Raw genomic sequence first — 18303 nt, forward strand, 5'->3', positions numbered from 1 at the left:
TAATGACCACCTCGCCGCTGCTGCCATTGACCGCCGCTGACCTGCCGCCGCTCGCCCCCGAGCTGGTGCTGATCGGCAGCGCCTTCGCCCTGATGATCCTCGACCTGTTCGTCAGCAACCGGAACAAGATCGTCACCCATCTGTTCTCGCTCGCTGCACTGGCCGTGGTGCTGTTCATGCTGGCTACCGGCGTGGGCGGGCAGGGGGAGGTCTTCCATGGCATGTTCGTGCGCGATACCGCCGCGGACGTGATGAAGACCGGGATCGTGCTGCTCAGCGGCCTGACCCTGGTCTATGGCTGGCGCTACCTGCGTGACCGCGATCTGTTCCAGGGCGAGATCCCGGTGCTGATCCTGTTCGGCACTGCGGGCATGATGATCCTGGTCTCGGCCGGCAGCCTGCTGATGGTCTACCTGGGCCTGGAACTGCTGGCGCTGTGCTCCTACGCCCTGGTCGCAAGCAACCGCGACAGCGGCCTGGCCTCGGAAGCGGCGATGAAGTACATCGTGCTGGGTTCGCTGGCCTCGGGCCTGCTGCTGTACGGCATGTCGCTGATCTACGGCGCCACCGGCAGCCTGCACCTGGACGTCATCCGTGAGGCCATCCCGCACTCGGAAGAGCGCGTGCTGCTGGTCACCGGTGCGGTGTTCATGATCGCCGGCGTCGGCTTCAAGCTGGGTGCTGCACCGTTCCACATGTGGCTGCCGGACGTGTATCAGGGTGCTCCGGCACCGATTGCACTGTTCATCAGCTCGGCGCCCAAGCTGGCGGCCTTCGGCATGGCCTACCGACTGCTGGAAATGGGCGTGGGCCCGTTGTCGACCGAACTGCAGCTGCTGATTGCCGGCCTGGCGGCGGTCTCGCTGGTGATCGGCAACCTGATGGCCATCGCGCAGAGCAACCTCAAGCGCATGCTGGCGTTCTCCACCGTCTCGCACATCGGCTTCCTGCTGATGGGCATTGCCGGTGGCGGTTCGCAGGGCTATGCCGCCGCGCTGTTCTACGCGCTGGCCTACGCGATCATGTCCACCGCCGCCTTCGGCGCGATCATCGCGCTGTCGCGTGCGGGTTTCGAGGCCGAGAACATCGAAGACTTCAAGGGCCTCAATGCCCGCAACCCGTGGATGGCCGGCCTAGTGCTGTGCATCATGGCGTCGCTGGCTGGCATTCCGCCGTTCCTGGGCTTCTGGACCAAGCTGGCGGTGCTGGGTGCCGCCGTCAACGGCGGCCTGCTGTGGCTGGCCATTCTTGGCGTGGTATGCGCGGTGGTTGGCTGCTTCTACTACCTGCGCGTCATCAAGGTCATGTACTTCGATGAGCCGGTGGGCGAGGCCATGCCCCGCAGCAACGACCGCGTGCTGGGCCTGGTGCTGGGCGTGAACGCGCTGGCGCTGCTGGCGCTGGGCCTTGCCTGGAACCCGATCATGGTCTGGTGCCAGCAGGCATTTGCGCATCTTGCGTGAAAGTTGACACAAAGCTGCGCGATTCGTGTAATATGCGCAGCCTGAGTTGTCGTCGCAGCGGTTCAGCCAGAATTTCGTTGCGATAGCCCCCCGGTAAGGGTCGGGCAGCAGTTCAAGCACTTCCGGTGCGGGGTGGAGCAGTCTGGCAGCTCGTCGGGCTCATAACCCGAAGGTCGCAGGTTCAAATCCTGCCCCCGCTACCAACTCCGCGATCGGCGCCAACCGGTTCGGTGAATGAGGGAAAGCTTGCATGTTTTGGGGCTATCACTCATAATTCCGCTTCTGATGCGGGGTGGAGCAGTCTGGCAGCTCGTCGGGCTCATAACCCGAAGGTCGCAGGTTCAAATCCTGCCCCCGCTACCAAGTAAAGAGATCGCCTCCGGAGTATTGCTTCGGGGGCGTTTTTCTTTGGAGTCCGGGTCGTTTCCGCCTGGTTGGGGTCAGAGCCCTCCGCCACGGGAAAGTGATCTGACCCGGGCCCGCACCTTGCACCAGCGCGGTGCAGCCGCTATCATCATCGGCCTAGCAGTACCCCTGAAGGCGGCTTCCCCGAGGGAGGCCCGATCCGGAGGGAGGGCCGCGACCGGCACGCAGTGCCGGGCCGCAACCGGAATCCAGTCACCGGAGTCTTTCCGGAAAAGGGGCCCAACGGGCCCTTTGTCGTTTCGGGGCCTCATGTTTCCACGCCGGCCGAGGCCGGCACCCAACCAAGAGATCAAGGCAGGCTGTGAGCGACAAGGCAACCGACATCGCGAATCTGCTCGCCCCGACCGTAGTGTCGCTGGGCCTGGAGCTGCTGGGCGTTGAGTATCTGCCGGCCCCCGGTGGTGCGACCCTGCGCCTTTACATCGACGTACCGCTGGCTGAACAGCCCGAGCGCATCATCAATGTCGACGACTGCGAGCGGGTCAGCCGCGAGGTGTCGGCGCAGCTGGACGTCGAGGACCCGATCAGCGGCAATTACACGCTGGAAGTGTCCTCGCCGGGCGTGGACCGCCCGCTGTTCAACCTCGAGCAGTTTGCTCGCCACCAGGGTGAATCGGCCAAGGTCACGCTGAAGCTGCCGCAGGACAACCGCCGTCGCCTGCAGGGCCGTATCGAGGCGATCGACGAGGCCGCAGGTACCATCACCTTCATCGTCGACAAGACCGAAGTGGTGGTGTCGGCCGACAACATCGACAAGGCACGGATCATGCCCGACTGGGTGGCGCTGGGGCTGGCCCCGAGCAAGCCGACCGGTCCGGCACCGAAGCGTCCGAAGCCGAACACGAATTCTTCTTCCAACGAGCCGGCGGCAAAGAAGCCGCGCGCGGAGTGAGCCAATGAGCAAGGAACTGTTGCTGGTAGTCGACGCGGTCGCCAACGAGAAGGGCGTACCGCGTGAAGTGATCTTCGATGCCATCGAGGCCGCGCTGGCCTCGGCAGCGAAGAAGCGCTATCCCGACGAGGAAGTGCTGACCCGCGTGGTCATCGACCACAAGGATGGCAGCTATGAAACCTTCCGCCGCTGGGAAGTGGTGGCCGATGACGTGGTCATGGAGTCGCCGGACCGCCAGATCCGCCTGATGGATGCCGTCGAGGAAGCTGAAGGCGTGGAAGTCGGCGATTACATCGAAGAGCAGATCGAGAACCCGGATTTCGGCCGCATTGCTGCCCAGGCCGCCAAGCAGGTCATCGTGCAGCGCGTGCGCGAAGCAGAGCGCCAGCAGGTGGTGGATGCGTGGAAGGATCGCGTCGGCGAGCTGATCACCGGCGTGGTCAAGCGCGCCGAACGTGGCAACATCTATGTCGATCTGGGCGGCAACGCCGAAGGCTTCATTCCGAAGGACAAGGGCATTCCGCGCGACGTGCTGCGTGCCGGTGACCGCGTGCGCGGTTACCTGGCTGAAGTGCGTTCGGAGCCGCGTGGCCCGCAGCTGTTCATCAGCCGCGCCGCTCCGGAGTTCATGATCGAGCTGTTCAAGCTGGAAGTGCCGGAAGTCGGCCAGGGCCTGGTGGAAATCAAGGCCTGCGCCCGTGACCCGGGCGACCGCGCCAAGATCGCCGTGCTCGCCCACGACCAGCGCACCGATCCGATCGGCGCCTGCATCGGCATGCGTGGTTCGCGCGTGCAGGCAGTGTCCAACGAGCTCAATGGCGAGCGCGTGGACATCGTGCTGTGGAACGACAACCCGGCCAACTTCGTCATCAACGCGATGGCACCGGCCGAAGTGCAGTCGATCATCGTCGATGAAGACAAGCACTCGATGGACCTGGCCGTTGCCGAAGACCGGTTGGCCCAGGCCATCGGCAAGGGTGGCCAGAACGTGCGCCTGGCCAGCCGCCTGACCGGCTGGCAGCTCAACGTGATGACCCAGGACCAGGTCACTGCCAAGTCGGAAGCCGAACAGGCAGCGGCCCGCCAGCTGTTCATGGACAAGCTGGAAGTGGACGAGGAAATCGCCGGCATCCTGGTCAGCGAGGGCTTCGGCACTGTCGAGGAAATCGCCTATGTCCCGGTCGGTGAGCTGCTGGCGGTGGAAGGTTTCGACGAAGACATCGTCGAAGAGCTGCGCGCCCGTGCCCGCGATGCGCTGCTCAATGAGGCCCTGGCGGTCGAGGAAGGCCTGGAAGACGGCCAGCCGGCGCAGGACCTGCTCGCCCTGAAGGGCATGGACGAAGCCACTGCCTACGCGCTGGCCGGCCACGGCGTGCGTACCAGCGAAGATCTGTCCGACCTGGCCGCCGACGAGGTCATGGACTTCGGCATTGAAGGGTTGGACCAGGAGCGCGCCGCCGCGCTGATCCTGGCCGCCCGTGCCGAGGAGATCGCCCGACTGGAACGCGGCGAATGAGCCGGCAATGAACAGGGCCCTGAGCCGCTCAGGGCGTAGAATCCGCGCCACCTCCAGATGCGGGGGAGCGCCCACAAGATCATAGGATCCGAATGTCGCAGCAAACCACCATCCGCAAGCTTGCCGAGCTGGTCAACACGCCGGTCGAAAAACTGCTGGAACAGCTGGCCGGTGCCGGCATGAAGTTCAGCGGTCCCGACCAGGTCGTGACCAGCACCGAGAAGGTGAAGCTCCTGGGCTTCCTTCGTCGTTCGCACGGCAAGCCCGAGCAGGGCCCGGAAGAGACTGATCAGGCGTCGAAGAAGATCACGCTCAACCGCCGCAAGCAGCAGGAAGTGACGGTCAATTCCGGTCGCAGCAAGACGACCGTGAATGTCGAGGTGCGCCAGAAGCGCACCTACGTCAAGGCCGATGGTGGTCGCCCGATGACCCCGGACGAGGAGCGTGCCGACATCCTGCGCAAGCTGGAGGAGTCGCGCCAGCGCAACCTCGCCGAGCAGAAGGCGCTGGCGGAGAAGGACCGCCTGCGTGACGAGGAGATCGCGCGCAAGCGCGAAGAGGAACTCGCCGCACGCGAACGTGCCGAGGCCGAGAAGAAGGCGGCCGCCGAGGCTGCCGAAGCCGCCCGGCGTGCCGAGCAGGAAGCCGCCAGCCGTCCGGCCACGCGTGCCGCCGACGCTGCGCCGGCGGCGCCGCGTGCCGCGCGCCCGTCTGCCGCCGATGCCGGTGGCCCGTCGCGGGGCGCTGCGTCGCCGCGTTCGGAGGACCGTAGCGGCCGTAATGCCCGTCCGGAGCGTGGCTCGGGCGATCGCTTCTCCGGCCAGATGCACCTGTCGGCGGCCGATCGTGCTCGCCGCGGCAACAGCAGCAACACCCGCGGTCGTCCGGGCAGCCGTCCGGCGCCGGGGCGGCGCGATGCGCGCGGCGGTGGCAATGCCGGTTCGCATGCGTTCGAGCGCCCGACCGCGCCGGTCGTGCGTGAAGTCGCCATCGGTGACACCATCACGGTGGCCGATCTGGCGCAGAAGCTCGCACTGAAGGGCGGCGAGGTGGTGAAGGCGCTGTTCAAGATGGGCGTGATGGCCACCATCACCCAGTCCATCGACCACGACACTGCTGTGCTGGTGACCGAGGAGCTCGGCCACAAGGCGATCCGCGCCAACGACAACGACGCCGAAGACGCACTGCTGGCCGCCACCGGCGAAGACCAGGGCGAAGCCGTGCAGCGTCCGCCGGTGGTCACCATCATGGGCCACGTCGACCACGGCAAGACCTCGCTGCTGGATTACATCCGCCGCACCAAGGTCGCCACCGGCGAGGCCGGCGGCATCACCCAGCACATTGGTGCCTACCATGTAGATACGCCGAAGGGCGTGATCAGCTTCCTGGACACCCCGGGCCACGCTGCGTTCACCTCGATGCGTGCCCGCGGCGCCAAGCTGACCGATATCGTGGTACTGGTCGTGGCCGCCGACGACGGCGTCATGCCGCAGACCAAGGAAGCGATCCAGCACGCCCGTTCGGCGGGTGTGCCGCTGATCGTGGCGATCAACAAGATCGACAAGTCCGACGCCGACCCGATGCGGGTCAAGAACGAACTGCTGTCCGAGCAGGTCGTGGCCGAAGACTTCGGTGGTGACACCCAGATGGTGGAGATCTCGGCCAAGACCGGCCTGGGTATCGACGACCTGCTGGATGCCATTTCCATCCAGGCTGAACTGCTGGAACTGAAGGCCGTCGACGAAGGCCGCGCCTCGGGCGTGGTGATCGAGTCGGCGCTGGACAAGGGCCGTGGCCCGGTCGCCACCGTGCTGGTTCAGCAGGGCCGCCTGAAGAAGGGTGACTACCTGGTGTGCGGCGTGCAGTACGGCCGCGTGCGGGCACTGTTCGACGAAACCGGCAAGCAGCCGGAGTTCGCCGGCCCGTCCATCCCGGTTCAGGTCCTGGGCCTGTCCGGCGTGCCGGAGGCCGGTGACGATTTCGTGGTCGTCGAGGATGAGCGCCTGGCCAAGGACGTTGCCCAGCAGCGTGAGACCAAGCGCCGTGAATCGCGCCTGGTCGCCACCGCGGGCAGCCGCATGGAAGACATCATGGCGACCCTGGGTAAGGGCGAGGGCCAGCAGGTCCTCAACCTGGTCATCAAGGCCGACGTGCAGGGTTCGGTGCAGGCGCTGAGCCAGGCACTGGTCGCGTTGTCCAACGACGACATCCGCATCAACGTGATCCACTCCGGCGTGGGTGGTATCACCGAGTCGGACGCCAACTCGGCGGCCGCGTCGAAGGCTACCGTCATCGGCTTCAACGTGCGTGCGGACGCTTCGGCCCGCCGCATCATCGAGTCCAACGGCGTGGATCTGCGCTACTTCTCGATCATCTATGACGTGATCGATCAGGTGAAGCAGGTGGCGTCCGGCCTGCTGGGCGTGGAAATCCGCGAAGAGATCATCGGCATCGCCGAGGTCCGTGACGTCTTCCGCAGCTCCAAGCTGGGCGCCGTCGCCGGCTGCATGGTCATCGAGGGCGTGGTCAAGCGCAGCAAGCCGATCCGTGTCCTGCGCGACAGCGTGGTGGTGTTCGAAGGCGAGCTGGAGTCGCTGCGCCGCTTCAAGGAAAACGTCGAAGAAGTCCGCAACGGTACCGAATGCGGTATCGGCGTGAAGGCCTACAACGACGTCAAGCCGGGTGATCAGATCGAGTGCTTCGAGCGCATCGAAGTGCCGCGCACCCTGTGATGCTGAACTGTGGCCCGACCGACGGTCGGGCCCTACCATGATGTAGAGCCCGACCGTTGGTCGGGCGACAATCGAATCAAAGGTAGAGCCCGACCGTTGGTCGGGCGAGAACTGAATCAAGAGCCCCTCGTGCCCAAGACTTTCCATCGAACCGACCGTGTCTCCGCCCAGCTGCGCCGTGAACTCGGCACCCTGGTGCACAACGCCGTGCGCGAGCACGGGTTGCCCTCGGTGAGCGTGTCCGACGTGGAAATCACCCGTGACATGGCCCATGCCAAGGTGTTCGTCACCGCGCTGATGCCCGAGCGTTCCGCCGAGGCCGTTGCCGGCCTGAAGGAACTGGGCAAGCAGCTGCGCATGGACCTGGCGCGGGCGATGAAGCTGCGCCACGTGCCCGAGCTGCACTTCCATTACGACGACTCGGTTGATCGCGGTGAACGCATCGACAACCTGCTGCGTGACCTGCCCGATACGGCGGCCGCAGAGAAACGTCGCGAGAGCGGCGAAGAATAAGCCTCCGGTAGTGCCGAGCCATGCTCGGCTGCTTTTGCTCTCGCGCATCGCTGCGGAAGCCGAGCATGGCTCGGCGCTACACAATCCTGTCATGACCCGAATTCAGTTCCGCCGCCTGGATGGCATCCTGCTGCTCGACAAGCCGACCGGCATGAGCTCGAACGCCGCCCTGCAGGTGGCGCGCCGCCTGTTCCGTGCCGAGAAGGGCGGGCATACCGGCAGCCTTGATCCCCTGGCCACCGGCCTGCTGCCACTGTGCTTCGGCGAGGCGACCAAGATCGCCGGCCTGCTGCTGGGCTCGGCCAAGGCCTATGACGCCGGGATCGTGCTCGGCCAGACCACCGATACCGACGATGCCGAAGGGCAGGTGCTGTTGCGGCGCCCGGTCCCGGTGATCAGTGCCGAAGCCCTGCGGGAAGCGCTCGCGCCCCTGACCGGCAGCATCCGCCAGCGGGCGCCGATCTATTCGGCGCTGAAGCAGGGCGGTGAGCCGCTGTATGTGAAGGCCCGTCGTGGCGAGACCATCGAGGCCCCCGAGCGCGAGGTCCAGGTGCATGCCATCGAGGTGCTGGAGCAGCAGCCGGAGCGGCTGCGCCTGCGCGTGACCTGCGGCTCGGGGACCTATATCCGCAGCCTGGCCCGGGACCTCGGCGAGAGGCTCGGCTGCGGCGCCCATATCAGCGCGCTGCGGCGGCTGTGGGTCGAGCCGTTCCATGAACCGGCGATGGTCACTCTGGACCAGCTGCGGGCGATGGCCGAGGCCGGCGACGAGGCAGGCATGGAGGCACTGTTGCTGCCGTTGGCCGCCGGGCTGGCCGGCTACCCCCGCGTCGACCTGGATGCCGGACAGGTCCAGCGCTTCTGCATGGGCCAGCGCCAGCGCGGCGTGGGCTGGCCGCACGGCCTGGTGGCGGTGTTTGGCCCGGACGATGCTGTCCAGGGCCTGGGCCAGGTCGACGAAAGCGGTCTGCTTGCCCCGCAGCGGCGTTTCAACCTCTGACCGGGGTGGGGCGGTTCAGCCCGGTCCTTGTCCCGGAAGCCCCCGGCCGTTACAATTTCGCGGCCGTTTTCCGGCAGCCTGCCACGCGCAGGTTTCACCCCTGTAGTCCACGGCGAGCCTGGCGGTGCGCGAAGCGCGTTCCTGCCGGCCACGCATCATCGAGAAAAAGACATGTCGATCGACACCCAGAAGGTCATTGAAGAAAACAAGCGCAGCGCCGCAGATACCGGTTCCCCGGAAGTCCAGGTCGCCCTGCTGACCGCCCGCATCGAACTGCTGACCGGTCACTTCAAGACCCACAAGAAGGACCACCACAGCCGCCGCGGCCTGCTGCAGATGGTCAACCGCCGTCGCAGCCTGCTCGACTACCTGAAGAAGAAGGACGTCGAGCGTTACAAGGCCCTGATCGAGAAGCTTGGCCTGCGTCGCTAAGCAACGAATCCCCCGCGGCGCAGCGATGCGCCGCGGTTTTGTTTTGTAGCATCGCAATCCCCGATTCAGGCCGGAACGATCCGGCCACCCGCTGGCGGCAAGGGTCGCCGACGGTCCAAATTCGCAGACAGCATTCCCAAGGACACCCTCCGTGGCAAAAATCACCAAAACCTTCCAGTACGGCAAGCACACCGTCACGCTTGAGACCGGCGAAATCGCCCGCCAGGCCAGTGGCGCCGTCATCGTCAAGATGGACGACACCGTGCTGCTGGTCACTGCCGTCGCCGCCAAGAGCGCGCGCGAAGGCCAGGACTTCTTCCCGCTGACCGTCGACTATCAGGAGAAGTTCTACGCGGGCGGTCGCATCCCCGGTGGTTTCTTCAAGCGCGAAGGCCGTGCGACCGAGAAGGAAACCCTGATCTCGCGTCTGATCGACCGTCCGATCCGCCCGCTGTTCCCGGAAGACTACAAGAACGAAGTGCAGATCATCGCCACGGTGATGTCGCTGAATCCGGAAGTGGACGGTGACATTCCGGCCCTGATCGGCGCTTCGGCCGCCCTGGCCCTGGCGGGTACCCCGTTCATGGGCCCGATCGGCGCCGCCAAGGTTGGCTACAAGAACGGCGAATACATCCTGAACCCGACCGTCAGCGAACTGGCCGACTCCCAGCTGGAACTGGTTGTCGCCGGTACCTCCAATGCCGTGCTGATGGTGGAATCGGAAGCCGCGCTGCTGTCCGAGGACGTGATGCTGGGCGCCGTGACCTTCGGCCACCGCGAAATGCAGAAGGTCATCAACGCGATCAACGAGCTGACCGTCGAAGCCGGCACCAAGCCGTCGACCTGGGAAGCCCCGGCCAAGAACGAAGCGCTGATCTCGGCGCTGAAGGAAGCCATCGGCCCGCGCCTGGGCGAAGCCTTCCAGGTGCGTGACAAGCTGCAGCGCCGCGATGCCATCGCCGCGATCAAGAAGGACGTGACCGAGGCACTGGCTGGCCGCGTCGCCGCCGAAGGCTGGAACCCGGCCGAACTGTCGAAGGAATTCGGCGAGCTGGAATACCGCACCATGCGTGACTCGGTGCTCGATACCAAGGTCCGCATCGATGGCCGTGCGCTGGATACCGTCCGCCCGATCACCGTGAAGACCGGCGTGCTGCCGCGTACCCACGGCTCGGCGCTGTTCACCCGTGGCGAGACCCAGGCGATCGTGGCCATCACCCTGGGCACGGCCCGTGACGGGCAGGTCATCGACGCCGTTGCCGGTGAGTACAAGGAAAACTTCCTGTTCCACTACAACTTCCCGCCCTTCTCGGTCGGTGAGTGCGGTCGTTTCGGTGCGCCCAAGCGTCGCGAAATCGGCCACGGCCGCCTGGCCAAGCGTGGTGTGCTGGCCGTGATGCCGTCGCTGGAGACCTTCCCGTACACCATCCGCGTCGTCTCGGAGATCACCGAGTCGAATGGTTCCTCGTCGATGGCGTCGGTGTGCGGCTCGTCGCTGGCACTGATGGACGCCGGCGTGCCGGTGAAGGCGCCGGTGGCCGGTATCGCCATGGGCCTGGTCAAGGAAGGTGATCGCTTCGTGGTCCTGTCCGACATCCTGGGTGACGAAGATCACCTGGGCGACATGGACTTCAAGGTGGCCGGTACCGCCGAGGGCATCTCCGCCCTGCAGATGGACATCAAGATCGAAGGCATCACCGAAGAGATCATGAAGCAGGCCCTGCAGCAGGCCAAGGCTGGCCGCCTGCATATCCTGGGTGAAATGGCCCACGGCCTGACCGCCCCGCGTTCGGAGCTGTCCGATTACGCGCCGCGCCTGCTGACCATCAAGATCCACCCGGACAAGATCCGCGAAGTGATCGGCAAGGGTGGCTCGACCATCCAGGCCATCACCAAGGAAACCGGTACCCAGATCGACATCCAGGACGACGGCACCATCGTCATCGCCTCGGTCAACGCCATCGCTGCCCAGGCTGCCAAGGCGCGCATCGAGCAGATCACTTCGGACGTCGAGCCGGGCCGCATCTACGAAGGCAAGGTCGCCAAGATCATGGACTTCGGTGCGTTCGTCACGATCCTGCCGGGCAAGGACGGCCTGGTCCATGTCTCGCAGATCTCCAGCGAGCGCGTCGAGAAGGTCGGCGACAAGCTGAAGGAGGGCGATGTGGTCAAGGTCAAGGTGCTGGAAGTGGACAAGCAGGGCCGCATCCGCCTGTCGATGAAGGCTGTGGAAGAAGGCGAAGGCGCCACCGCCGAATAATCGGTACTGCTGATCGTGCGGTGGGTGAGGACCGTTGGTCCTCACGCTTTCGCAAATGAAAAAGCGGGCTTCGGCCCGCTTTTTCTTTGCCTGGAATCCTGTGGGCGAGGATCGTTGGTCCTTACACCTGCGCGCCTTCTTCCTCCTCTCCCAGCCACCACACCTGGCCCGGCTCGGGGTCACTCAGCGGGTGCTCGCGCTGTTCGATGGCCTCCAGCACGCGGCCGGGGGCTGCAGCAACCCACATCGCCATGAGCTTTTCCACCGCGGCCCGGCCCTGTGCGGCCACGCCGAGGTCACGTTCGCGTCTCCATTGGTCTTCACCTGGTGCCTCATCGCCATGCTGGTGAGGCGTGCCGTAGCTGCAGCGGCGGCACAGCCGGCGCACGGTGGCCGTCCAGTCCTCGACCATGCCGATGCCGGGCAGCGTGATGGCCTCCAGGGCAGCGATGTCATCGGCCGAGTCGCACTGCACGAACACGGTGAAGGTCGCCATGTCCGATGGCTGCAGGCGCTGCATGGCATTGAACACCGGCACCTGGCGCTCGTCGTAGGCACGTTGGCCGGTCGAGGCCCCGTCGTGCAGCACGATGTCGCCGAAGCGGAAGCCGCTTTCAGGCAGCGGTACGTTGTCGATGCGTGCACGCACCGGATCAATGCGGCTCATAAACACCACTTCGGCGTCGGACCACGGTGCCAAGCGCACGCAGGCCACGCCGAAGTTGCCCTCGATCGGGCCTTCGCCCTCGGGCAGGGTGATGCCACAGCGGGACCATTGGCGGCGTGCTTCGGCCCAGTCACCGACGCCGGTGGCGGCGATACCGGCATTCCACGCGGTGGCTTCATCGAACTCGCCGCGCAGCTGTTCTGATTGCAGGTTGTCCTGCAGTGAGGAAGCCCAGTCGCGCAGGTACTTGTGTGCCAATCCGCGCATGTAATGCAGGTACGGCACTTCGGCAGCGAGTGCGATCAGCTCGCCGAACAGCGCCACCGCCTGCTGCAGGTCGCCTTCGCGGAAGGCGGCGTAGGCGCGCGCCTCCAGTGCCTCGCGGTCGTCGCGGGTTTCGTCGCCAAGCAGGTCGCCGTCGTCGATACTGTCGTAGTCGGTGCTCATGTCCATGCGCGCTTGAAGGTCTGCGGCTACCTTAGCCGATGCATGGGGCGGCAGCGTCGGTGCGTGTCCTGCTGCAGTGCATGACGGCAATCGCATGTCTGCCCCGCTGTCGTCACGGGATGCGGCGTGCCTGTCCACGGGACGACATGCCGCGACATCCGTCCCATGGGGCCATCCGTTTGCTAACGTGGCGGCGCCTTCGAACCGGGAGATCTCCATGTTCCGCCAGACCGTGGCCGTCCTTGCCGTGCTGATTGCCGGTGCCTTGCCCATCGCCGTGCACGCGGCGCCGGTGCAGCCGCCCATCTTCGGCGCCTACTACCCCGGCGGTTCGGCCGAGCGCTATCCGGTCTCGAACATTCCGGCCGAGCGCCTGACGCATCTGTTCTATGCGTTCTCCACCATCGAGGACGGGCGCTGCACGGTCGGGACGGAAGCGCCGAAGAACTTCGCCGCGCTGGCTGAGCTCAAGAAGGCGCATCCGCATCTACGCACGCTGATCTCGATTGGTGGCTGGGGTGCGGGCGGGTTCTCCGATGCAGCGTTGACCGAGGCCAGCCGCCAGCGCTTGGTCGATTCGTGCATGGCGCTGTTCTTCGATCGCCATGCCGGCAGCTTCGACGGCGTGGACATCGACTGGGAATTCCCGGTCAGTGGCGGACCGAAGGAGCTGGCGCATCGCCCGCAGGATCGCGCCAACCTGACCCGGCTTGCCCAGGCCTTCCGCGCGGCACTCGATGCGCGCGGCCGCAAGACGGGGCAGCCGATGCTGCTGACTGCCGCGCTGGCCGCCGGTCGCCTGCAGACCGATGGCCCCTACGATCCAGCGGCCAGCTATGACCTGCCGGCGCTGGCGAAGGTGTTCGATTTCATCAACCTGATGAGCTACGACATGGGCACCGGCTTCTCGGCAGTGTCGACCTTCAATGCGCCCTTGCATCAAGTGCCGGCCGATCCGCTGGCGCCGGAGCTGCGGCGCTGGAACAACGTCGCCGGCGCGGTGCAGTACTACCGCGAGCACGGTGTGCCCGCCAGCAAGCTGGTGCTGGGCGTGCCGTTCTACGGGCGCGGCTTCAAGGTCACCGGCGATGCCCCGGATGGGCTGTACCAGGCCTACAGTGCACCGGCCGATGCCGGCGATTGGCGGGTGATCAAGGCGCGCTATCTGGACCAGCCGGGTTGGACGAAACACTGGCAGCCGCAGGCGCAGAGCCCGTGGCTGTACAACGCCGCGCAGAAGATCTTTATCAGCTATGAAGACCCGCGCTCGATCGGGCTGCGTGCGCAGTTCGCGCGCGAGCAGGGCCTGGCCGGCGTGTTCATGTGGGAATTGACCGGCGACGACGAACAGGCCAGCCTGCTCAACGCCATGCTCGCTCCCTGGCACAAGGTCCGTGCCGGCGATTGATCGGTGCGGCTCGACGACGCCGGGCTGAGCCCGGCGCCCGGCTCAATCGGCCCAGACGCTGTTGGGATCGCCGTTGCGGGCGCGGCGCTGGCTGGCCACGGCCAGACGCGCGAAGCCGAAGGCCATCGCCAGCGCGATCGCATCGACCCAGAACAGGGACCAGTGACCCTGTGCGGCGGCACGCCAGAGCCAGTCGCCATTGAGCGCGCCATGCAGGACCGGCACCAGTGCGGTGCAGATCGCCGCGGTCCAGAGCAGCTCACGCGCCGCCTGTGCAGGGCGACGCAACGCTGCCCACAGCGCACAGGCGGCCCAACTGCCGAAACAGGCCCAGCGGATGCCGTGGTCGACAGCCGATGGTGCCAGCCGCTCCAGCACCAGGGCACTGGCGAACGCGACCGAGATCGCCACGCACAGGCCGATGCAGACGCCGACCGTGGCGCGCGCCATGTTGGCGCCGGCGCGGGGTTGCTGCGGCTGGCGCCGCTTGCGGCGTGACTCGATCCACAAGAGGTTGCCCGAGTAGAACAGGAAGGCACCGCCAAGGCCGAGCAGGAAGTAGAGCCAGACCATCACACCGTTGCCGAACTCACCGAAGTGCAGGGCATAGGTGGCGCTGAGCGTGGCGTGGTTGGCATCGCGCTGGCCCGGCAGCTGGGTCGCCAGCACGTCGCCGGTGGCGACGTCCAGCGCCACCGCGCCCAGCGGACCGAGCGTGCCGGTGGATTCCCCGGTGATCTCGATGGTGGCGTGGGCATCGCCGGCGTTGGCGAGCTTCAGATAGGCCGGCTCGAAGTTGGCCACGCCCTGTGCGCGGGCTACCTCCAGCGCTCGTGCATGCAGCACGCGCAGACTGCCTGGTGGCGCAGGAATGCCTGTAGCTTCGCGCACCGGCGCGGTATCCATCGCCGTCGGAACCGCCTGCAGGGCCTTGCCGTCGTAAATCAGCGGGTTGAGCAGGGCCATCTGCACGAACACCAGGCAGAGCAGGGCGCCGGTGACCGCATACATCAGGTGGAAGGGCAGGCTGAGCACGCCGATGATGTTGTGCGCGTCCTGCCACAGCTGCTTGAGGTTGCGGCCGGGGCGCAGCGCGAACAGATCGCCCAGCAGCTTCGGCAGATGGATCACCAGGCCGCTGAGCAGGGCCATTCCGTACAGCAGGCTGATGATGCCCATCACGTAGATGCCAGCGACCGGCAGGCCGAGGCTGTAATGCAGTTCGTTGACCAGTTCAGCCAGTCCGGACTGCGGCGGCGCCCGGCTGCCGGCGATCTGCCCCGGCCAGGCATAGCGCCAACTGCCGTCATCGGCCTGCCAGTACGCCAGTGGCTGTGGATGATCGGCGCCGGGAAAGGTCATGCCGACGTGGCGGCGTGCTTCCGGGTGCGCGGCCAGCACGTCCTCGAGCAGGTACTGCGCGTCGTCCAGGCCGGCAGGAAGCGCGGTGGCCGCACCCGGCGTCTGCCATCGCGGCAGGTCGTGGTGGAACAGGGTCAGCGCACCGGCATAAAAGGCCACGAACAGGCCGAAGCCGGCGACCAGGCCGACCCAGGTGTGCAGAGTGGTGAACGTGCGCAGGGTCTGCGAGCTGAACTTCATGGAGGGGATCTCATTGCACCGCGCCTGCCAGGCGCAGCAGTGCAAGCGCGGCGAAGCCGGCTGCGGCGCTGCCGCCCAGCACCAGCCAGGCGCGCAGCGCGCTGCGGAAGCTGAATGCCCAGAGGGCAGCCAGCATCCACAGCGGGATGAAGGCGATCAGGGTCGGCACCAGCGCACGCTGCCAGGGGCCAGGTGGCAACCATGCCAGCAGGCCGGTGGCGGCGGCCGCGAGCAGGAAGCCGGCCAGGATGGCGGCGAATGCACGTGGCCACATCAGGGTGACCCCGTGCCGGGGCGATGCCAGGCGGCCAGTGCCGGCAGCACCATCGCAGCCAGCATCCACGTGCACAGCATGGCGACCAGCCCAGCGGCAAAGCCCAGTTCGGCCATCCACAACCAGAGCGCCGCCGCAGCAGCCACCAGACCAATCTGGCGGCCCAGGCGTCCGGCGCGGCGCAGCCGTGGCCAGCGGCAATGTGGCGAGGCGGCATAGAACGCCAGAGCGGAGAACATCGCCGCGAGCATGCCCAGGCTGCAGAAGCCCAGCGTGGAGAGGCCGACGGTGATCATCGCGGGCGGCCGCCGTGGCAGCGGGCCGGCGAACGCGGGGCACGGGCGGGGCCGGCGGGAGCCGGTCGGAGCGGGTGGCGCATCACGGGATCCTGGGGAAAGCGGGCAGGCTGGCACGGGGCGGGCTGCATGGATATGGTAATCATTGCGTTTTCGCGCCGCCAGCACGCGCCATTCAGCAGGCCGCATGGCGGGCCTTGGGCTTTGCCCTGCACTGGTTTAAGATCGTCGCTGAATCCAGACTGGAACAAGGTGGCCCGCGCCCAGCGCCGGCCGAGCGTGCGACATGAGCACTACCACCGCCCCCTGTTGACCTGCCCCCGAAGGCCCTGTGTTCCAGGCGCCCTCGCGGCGCTTTTTTATTGCCCGGGCGCCGCCCCGGGAACGCTTTCCAGCCCGCCCGGCGGGCCCGCACGAAACCACTGCGATGATCAACATTACCCTTCCCGACGGCAGCCGCCGCGAGTTTGAAAACCCCGTCAGCGTCATGGAGGTCGCCCAGTCGATCGGCGCCGGCCTGGCCAAGGCTACCATCGCCGGCGCCGTGGATGGCGTGCTGGTGGATGCCAGCGACGTCATCGACCACGACGCCCGCCTGCGCATCATTACCGCCAAGGATGAGGAGGGCCTGGAGATCATCCGCCACTCCTGCGCCCACCTGGTCGGCCACGCCGTCAAGCAGCTGTACCCGGACGTGAAGATGGTGATCGGCCCGGTGATCGCCGAGGGCTTCTACTACGACATCTACTCCGAGCGTCCGTTCACCCCGGAGGACATGGCGGCGATCGAGAAGCGCATGGGCGAACTGATCGCCCAGGACTACGACGTCATCAAGAAGATGACCCCGCGCGCCGAAGTGATCGAGATCTTCAAGGCCCGCGGCGAGGACTACAAGCTGCGCCTGATCGAGGACATGCCCGATGACATCCAGGCCATGGGGATGTACTACCACCAGGAGTACGTGGACATGTGCCGCGGCCCGCACGTGCCGAACACGCGCTTCCTGAAGGCCTTCAAGCTGACCCGCATTTCCGGCGCGTACTGGCGCGGTGATGCGAAGAACGAGCAGCTGCAGCGCATCTACGGCACCGCCTGGGCCGACAAGAAGCAGCTGGAGGCCTACATCAAGCGCATCGAGGAGGCCGAGATGCGCGACCACCGCCGCATCGGCAAGCAGCAGGACCTGTTCCACCTGCAGGAGGAGGCGCCAGGCATGGTGTTCTGGCACCCGAAGGGCTGGGCGCTGTGGCAGGTGGTCGAGCAGTACATGCGCAAGGTCTACCGCAGCACCGGCTACGGTGAGGTGCGCTGCCCGCAGGTGCTGGATGTGACGCTGTGGAAGCAGTCAGGGCACTGGGACAACTTCAAGGACAACATGTTCTTCACCGAATCGGAGAAGCGCACCTATGCGCTGAAGCCGATGAACTGCCCAGGCCACATCCAGGTGTTCAACCAGGGCCTGCACAGCTACCGCGACCTGCCGATCCGCTACGGTGAGTTCGGCTCCTGTCATCGCAACGAGCCCTCCGGCGCGCTGCACGGCATCCTGCGCGTGCGCGGATTCACCCAGGACGATGGCCATGTGTTCTGCACGGAAAACCAGATCGAATCGGAAGTGAATGCGTTCCACCAGCAGGCGCTGGCGGTCTACCGGCACTTCGGCTTCGAGGAAATCCAGATCAAGATCGCGCTGCGCCCGGAATCGCGCTTGGGCGACGATGCCACCTGGGACAAGGCTGAGGGCGCGCTGCGCTCGGCGCTGAGTGCCTGCGGCGTGGAGTGGCAGGAACTGCCGGGCGAGGGTGCCTTCTACGGCCCGAAGATCGAGTACCACCTGAAGGACGCCATCGGCCGCACCTGGCAGCTGGGAACGATGCAGGTCGACTTCATGATGCCCGGCCGCCTCGGCGCCGAGTATGTGGACGAGAACAGCCAGAGGAAGCATCCGGTCATGCTGCACCGCGCCATCGTCGGCTCGATGGAGCGCTTCCTGGGCATCCTGATCGAGCACCATGCCGGCCAGTTCCCGGTCTGGCTGGCGCCGACCCAGGTGGTGGTCGCCAACATCACCGACGCCCAGGCTGAATACGTTGATCAGGTTCGCAAAACCCTTGCGGATCAAGGCTTCCGGGTCATCGCCGATTTGCGTAACGAGAAGATCGGCTATAAGATTCGCGAGCACACGCTGCAGCGCGTGCCGTACCTGTTGGTCGTTGGCGACCGCGAAAGGGAAAACGGCGCGGTTGCCGTGCGCACGCGTTCCGGCGAGGACCTGGGCAGCATGAGCGTCGAGGCCTTCATCTCGCGGCTGCAGGCCGAGAACGCGGTTTGATAGGGTCCGGCCCGCGCGCCACCGGGTGCGCAGGCCGGTTCGA

Annotated in this window: 14 protein-coding genes and 2 tRNA genes; 12 read left to right on the forward strand and 4 right to left on the reverse strand. The window is 66.2% G+C overall.

The window, feature by feature from the left end; translation table 11 throughout:
- Positions 1 to 2 precede the first annotated feature (2 nt).
- The 10 genes from nuoN (at position 3) to pnp (ending at position 11234) form a co-directional block, all read left to right on the forward strand.
- Positions 3 to 1463 (forward strand): NADH-quinone oxidoreductase subunit NuoN, encoded by a 1461-nt coding sequence (gene nuoN / locus A9K58_RS00085; RefSeq protein ID WP_065197392.1) that lies wholly within the window; start codon positions 3 to 5, stop codon positions 1461 to 1463.
- A gap of 126 nt (positions 1464 to 1589) precedes the next feature.
- Positions 1590 to 1666, forward strand: a tRNA-Met gene (locus A9K58_RS00090).
- 83 nt (positions 1667 to 1749) lie between these two features.
- Positions 1750 to 1826: transfer RNA gene (locus A9K58_RS00095), tRNA-Met, on the forward strand.
- Between the two features lie 364 nt (positions 1827 to 2190).
- Positions 2191 to 2781, forward strand: coding sequence for a ribosome maturation factor RimP (gene rimP / locus A9K58_RS00100; RefSeq protein WP_065197393.1), 591 nt, complete (start codon positions 2191 to 2193; stop codon positions 2779 to 2781).
- 4 nt (positions 2782 to 2785) lie between these two features.
- Entirely contained in the window at positions 2786 to 4297 is a 1512-nt protein-coding gene (nusA, locus tag A9K58_RS00105) for a transcription termination factor NusA (protein WP_065197394.1), read from the forward strand.
- A 92-nt stretch (positions 4298 to 4389) separates the two neighbouring features.
- Positions 4390 to 7029, forward strand: a complete 2640-nt coding sequence (gene infB / locus A9K58_RS00110) for a translation initiation factor IF-2 (RefSeq protein ID WP_065197395.1) — start codon at positions 4390 to 4392, stop codon at positions 7027 to 7029.
- Between the two features lie 129 nt (positions 7030 to 7158).
- Entirely contained in the window at positions 7159 to 7542 is a 384-nt protein-coding gene (gene rbfA / locus A9K58_RS00115) for a 30S ribosome-binding factor RbfA (RefSeq protein WP_065197396.1), read from the forward strand.
- 91 nt (positions 7543 to 7633) lie between these two features.
- Positions 7634 to 8542: a tRNA pseudouridine(55) synthase TruB gene (gene truB / locus A9K58_RS00120; protein ID WP_065197397.1), complete on the forward strand. Its 909-nt coding sequence runs from the start codon at positions 7634 to 7636 to the stop codon at positions 8540 to 8542.
- Between the two features lie 171 nt (positions 8543 to 8713).
- The gene (rpsO, locus tag A9K58_RS00125) at positions 8714 to 8974 is read left to right on the forward strand and encodes a 30S ribosomal protein S15 (RefSeq protein ID WP_065197398.1); all 261 of its coding nucleotides are present in this window, start codon (positions 8714 to 8716) and stop codon (positions 8972 to 8974) included.
- 151 nt (positions 8975 to 9125) lie between these two features.
- On the forward strand, positions 9126 to 11234 hold the full coding sequence (pnp, locus tag A9K58_RS00130; protein ID WP_065197399.1) for a polyribonucleotide nucleotidyltransferase: 2109 nt from the start codon (positions 9126 to 9128) through the stop codon (positions 11232 to 11234).
- A 121-nt stretch (positions 11235 to 11355) separates the two neighbouring features.
- On the opposite strand, the gene A9K58_RS00135 is transcribed toward pnp, so the two are convergent.
- Complete coding sequence (locus A9K58_RS00135) at positions 11356 to 12348, reverse strand: outer membrane protein assembly factor BamD (protein ID WP_231109227.1); 993 nt, start codon at positions 12346 to 12348, stop codon at positions 11356 to 11358.
- Between the two features lie 217 nt (positions 12349 to 12565).
- Between A9K58_RS00135 and A9K58_RS00140 the strand changes: the two genes are divergently transcribed.
- Positions 12566 to 13756 carry a glycoside hydrolase family 18 protein gene (locus A9K58_RS00140; RefSeq protein ID WP_065197401.1) on the forward strand — a complete coding sequence of 397 codons (1191 nt, stop codon included), beginning with the start codon at positions 12566 to 12568 and terminating at the stop codon, positions 13754 to 13756.
- 42 nt (positions 13757 to 13798) lie between these two features.
- On the opposite strand, the gene A9K58_RS00145 is transcribed toward A9K58_RS00140, so the two are convergent.
- The 3 genes from A9K58_RS00145 to A9K58_RS00155 are packed head-to-tail and all read right to left on the reverse strand — an operon-like array spanning position 13799 to position 15928.
- Positions 13799 to 15358, reverse strand: coding sequence for a PepSY-associated TM helix domain-containing protein (locus tag A9K58_RS00145; protein WP_065197402.1), 1560 nt, complete (start codon positions 15356 to 15358; stop codon positions 13799 to 13801).
- A gap of 10 nt (positions 15359 to 15368) precedes the next feature.
- Positions 15369 to 15632, reverse strand: a complete 264-nt coding sequence (locus A9K58_RS00150; protein WP_065197403.1) for a hypothetical protein — start codon at positions 15630 to 15632, stop codon at positions 15369 to 15371.
- Positions 15632 to 15928: a hypothetical protein gene (locus tag A9K58_RS00155; RefSeq protein WP_065197404.1), complete on the reverse strand. Its 297-nt coding sequence runs from the start codon at positions 15926 to 15928 to the stop codon at positions 15632 to 15634. The genes A9K58_RS00150 and A9K58_RS00155 overlap by 1 nt, the downstream gene beginning before the upstream one ends.
- Positions 15929 to 16355: 427 nt before the next feature.
- Between A9K58_RS00155 and thrS the strand changes: the two genes are divergently transcribed.
- Positions 16356 to 18260 carry a threonine--tRNA ligase gene (thrS, locus tag A9K58_RS00160; RefSeq protein WP_065197405.1) on the forward strand — a complete coding sequence of 635 codons (1905 nt, stop codon included), beginning with the start codon at positions 16356 to 16358 and terminating at the stop codon, positions 18258 to 18260.
- Positions 18261 to 18303: the final 43 nt, after the last annotated feature.

Origin of the sequence: Stenotrophomonas maltophilia (genome assembly GCF_001676385.1) — a bacterium.
GTDB lineage: Bacteria > Pseudomonadota > Gammaproteobacteria > Xanthomonadales > Xanthomonadaceae > Stenotrophomonas > Stenotrophomonas maltophilia_J.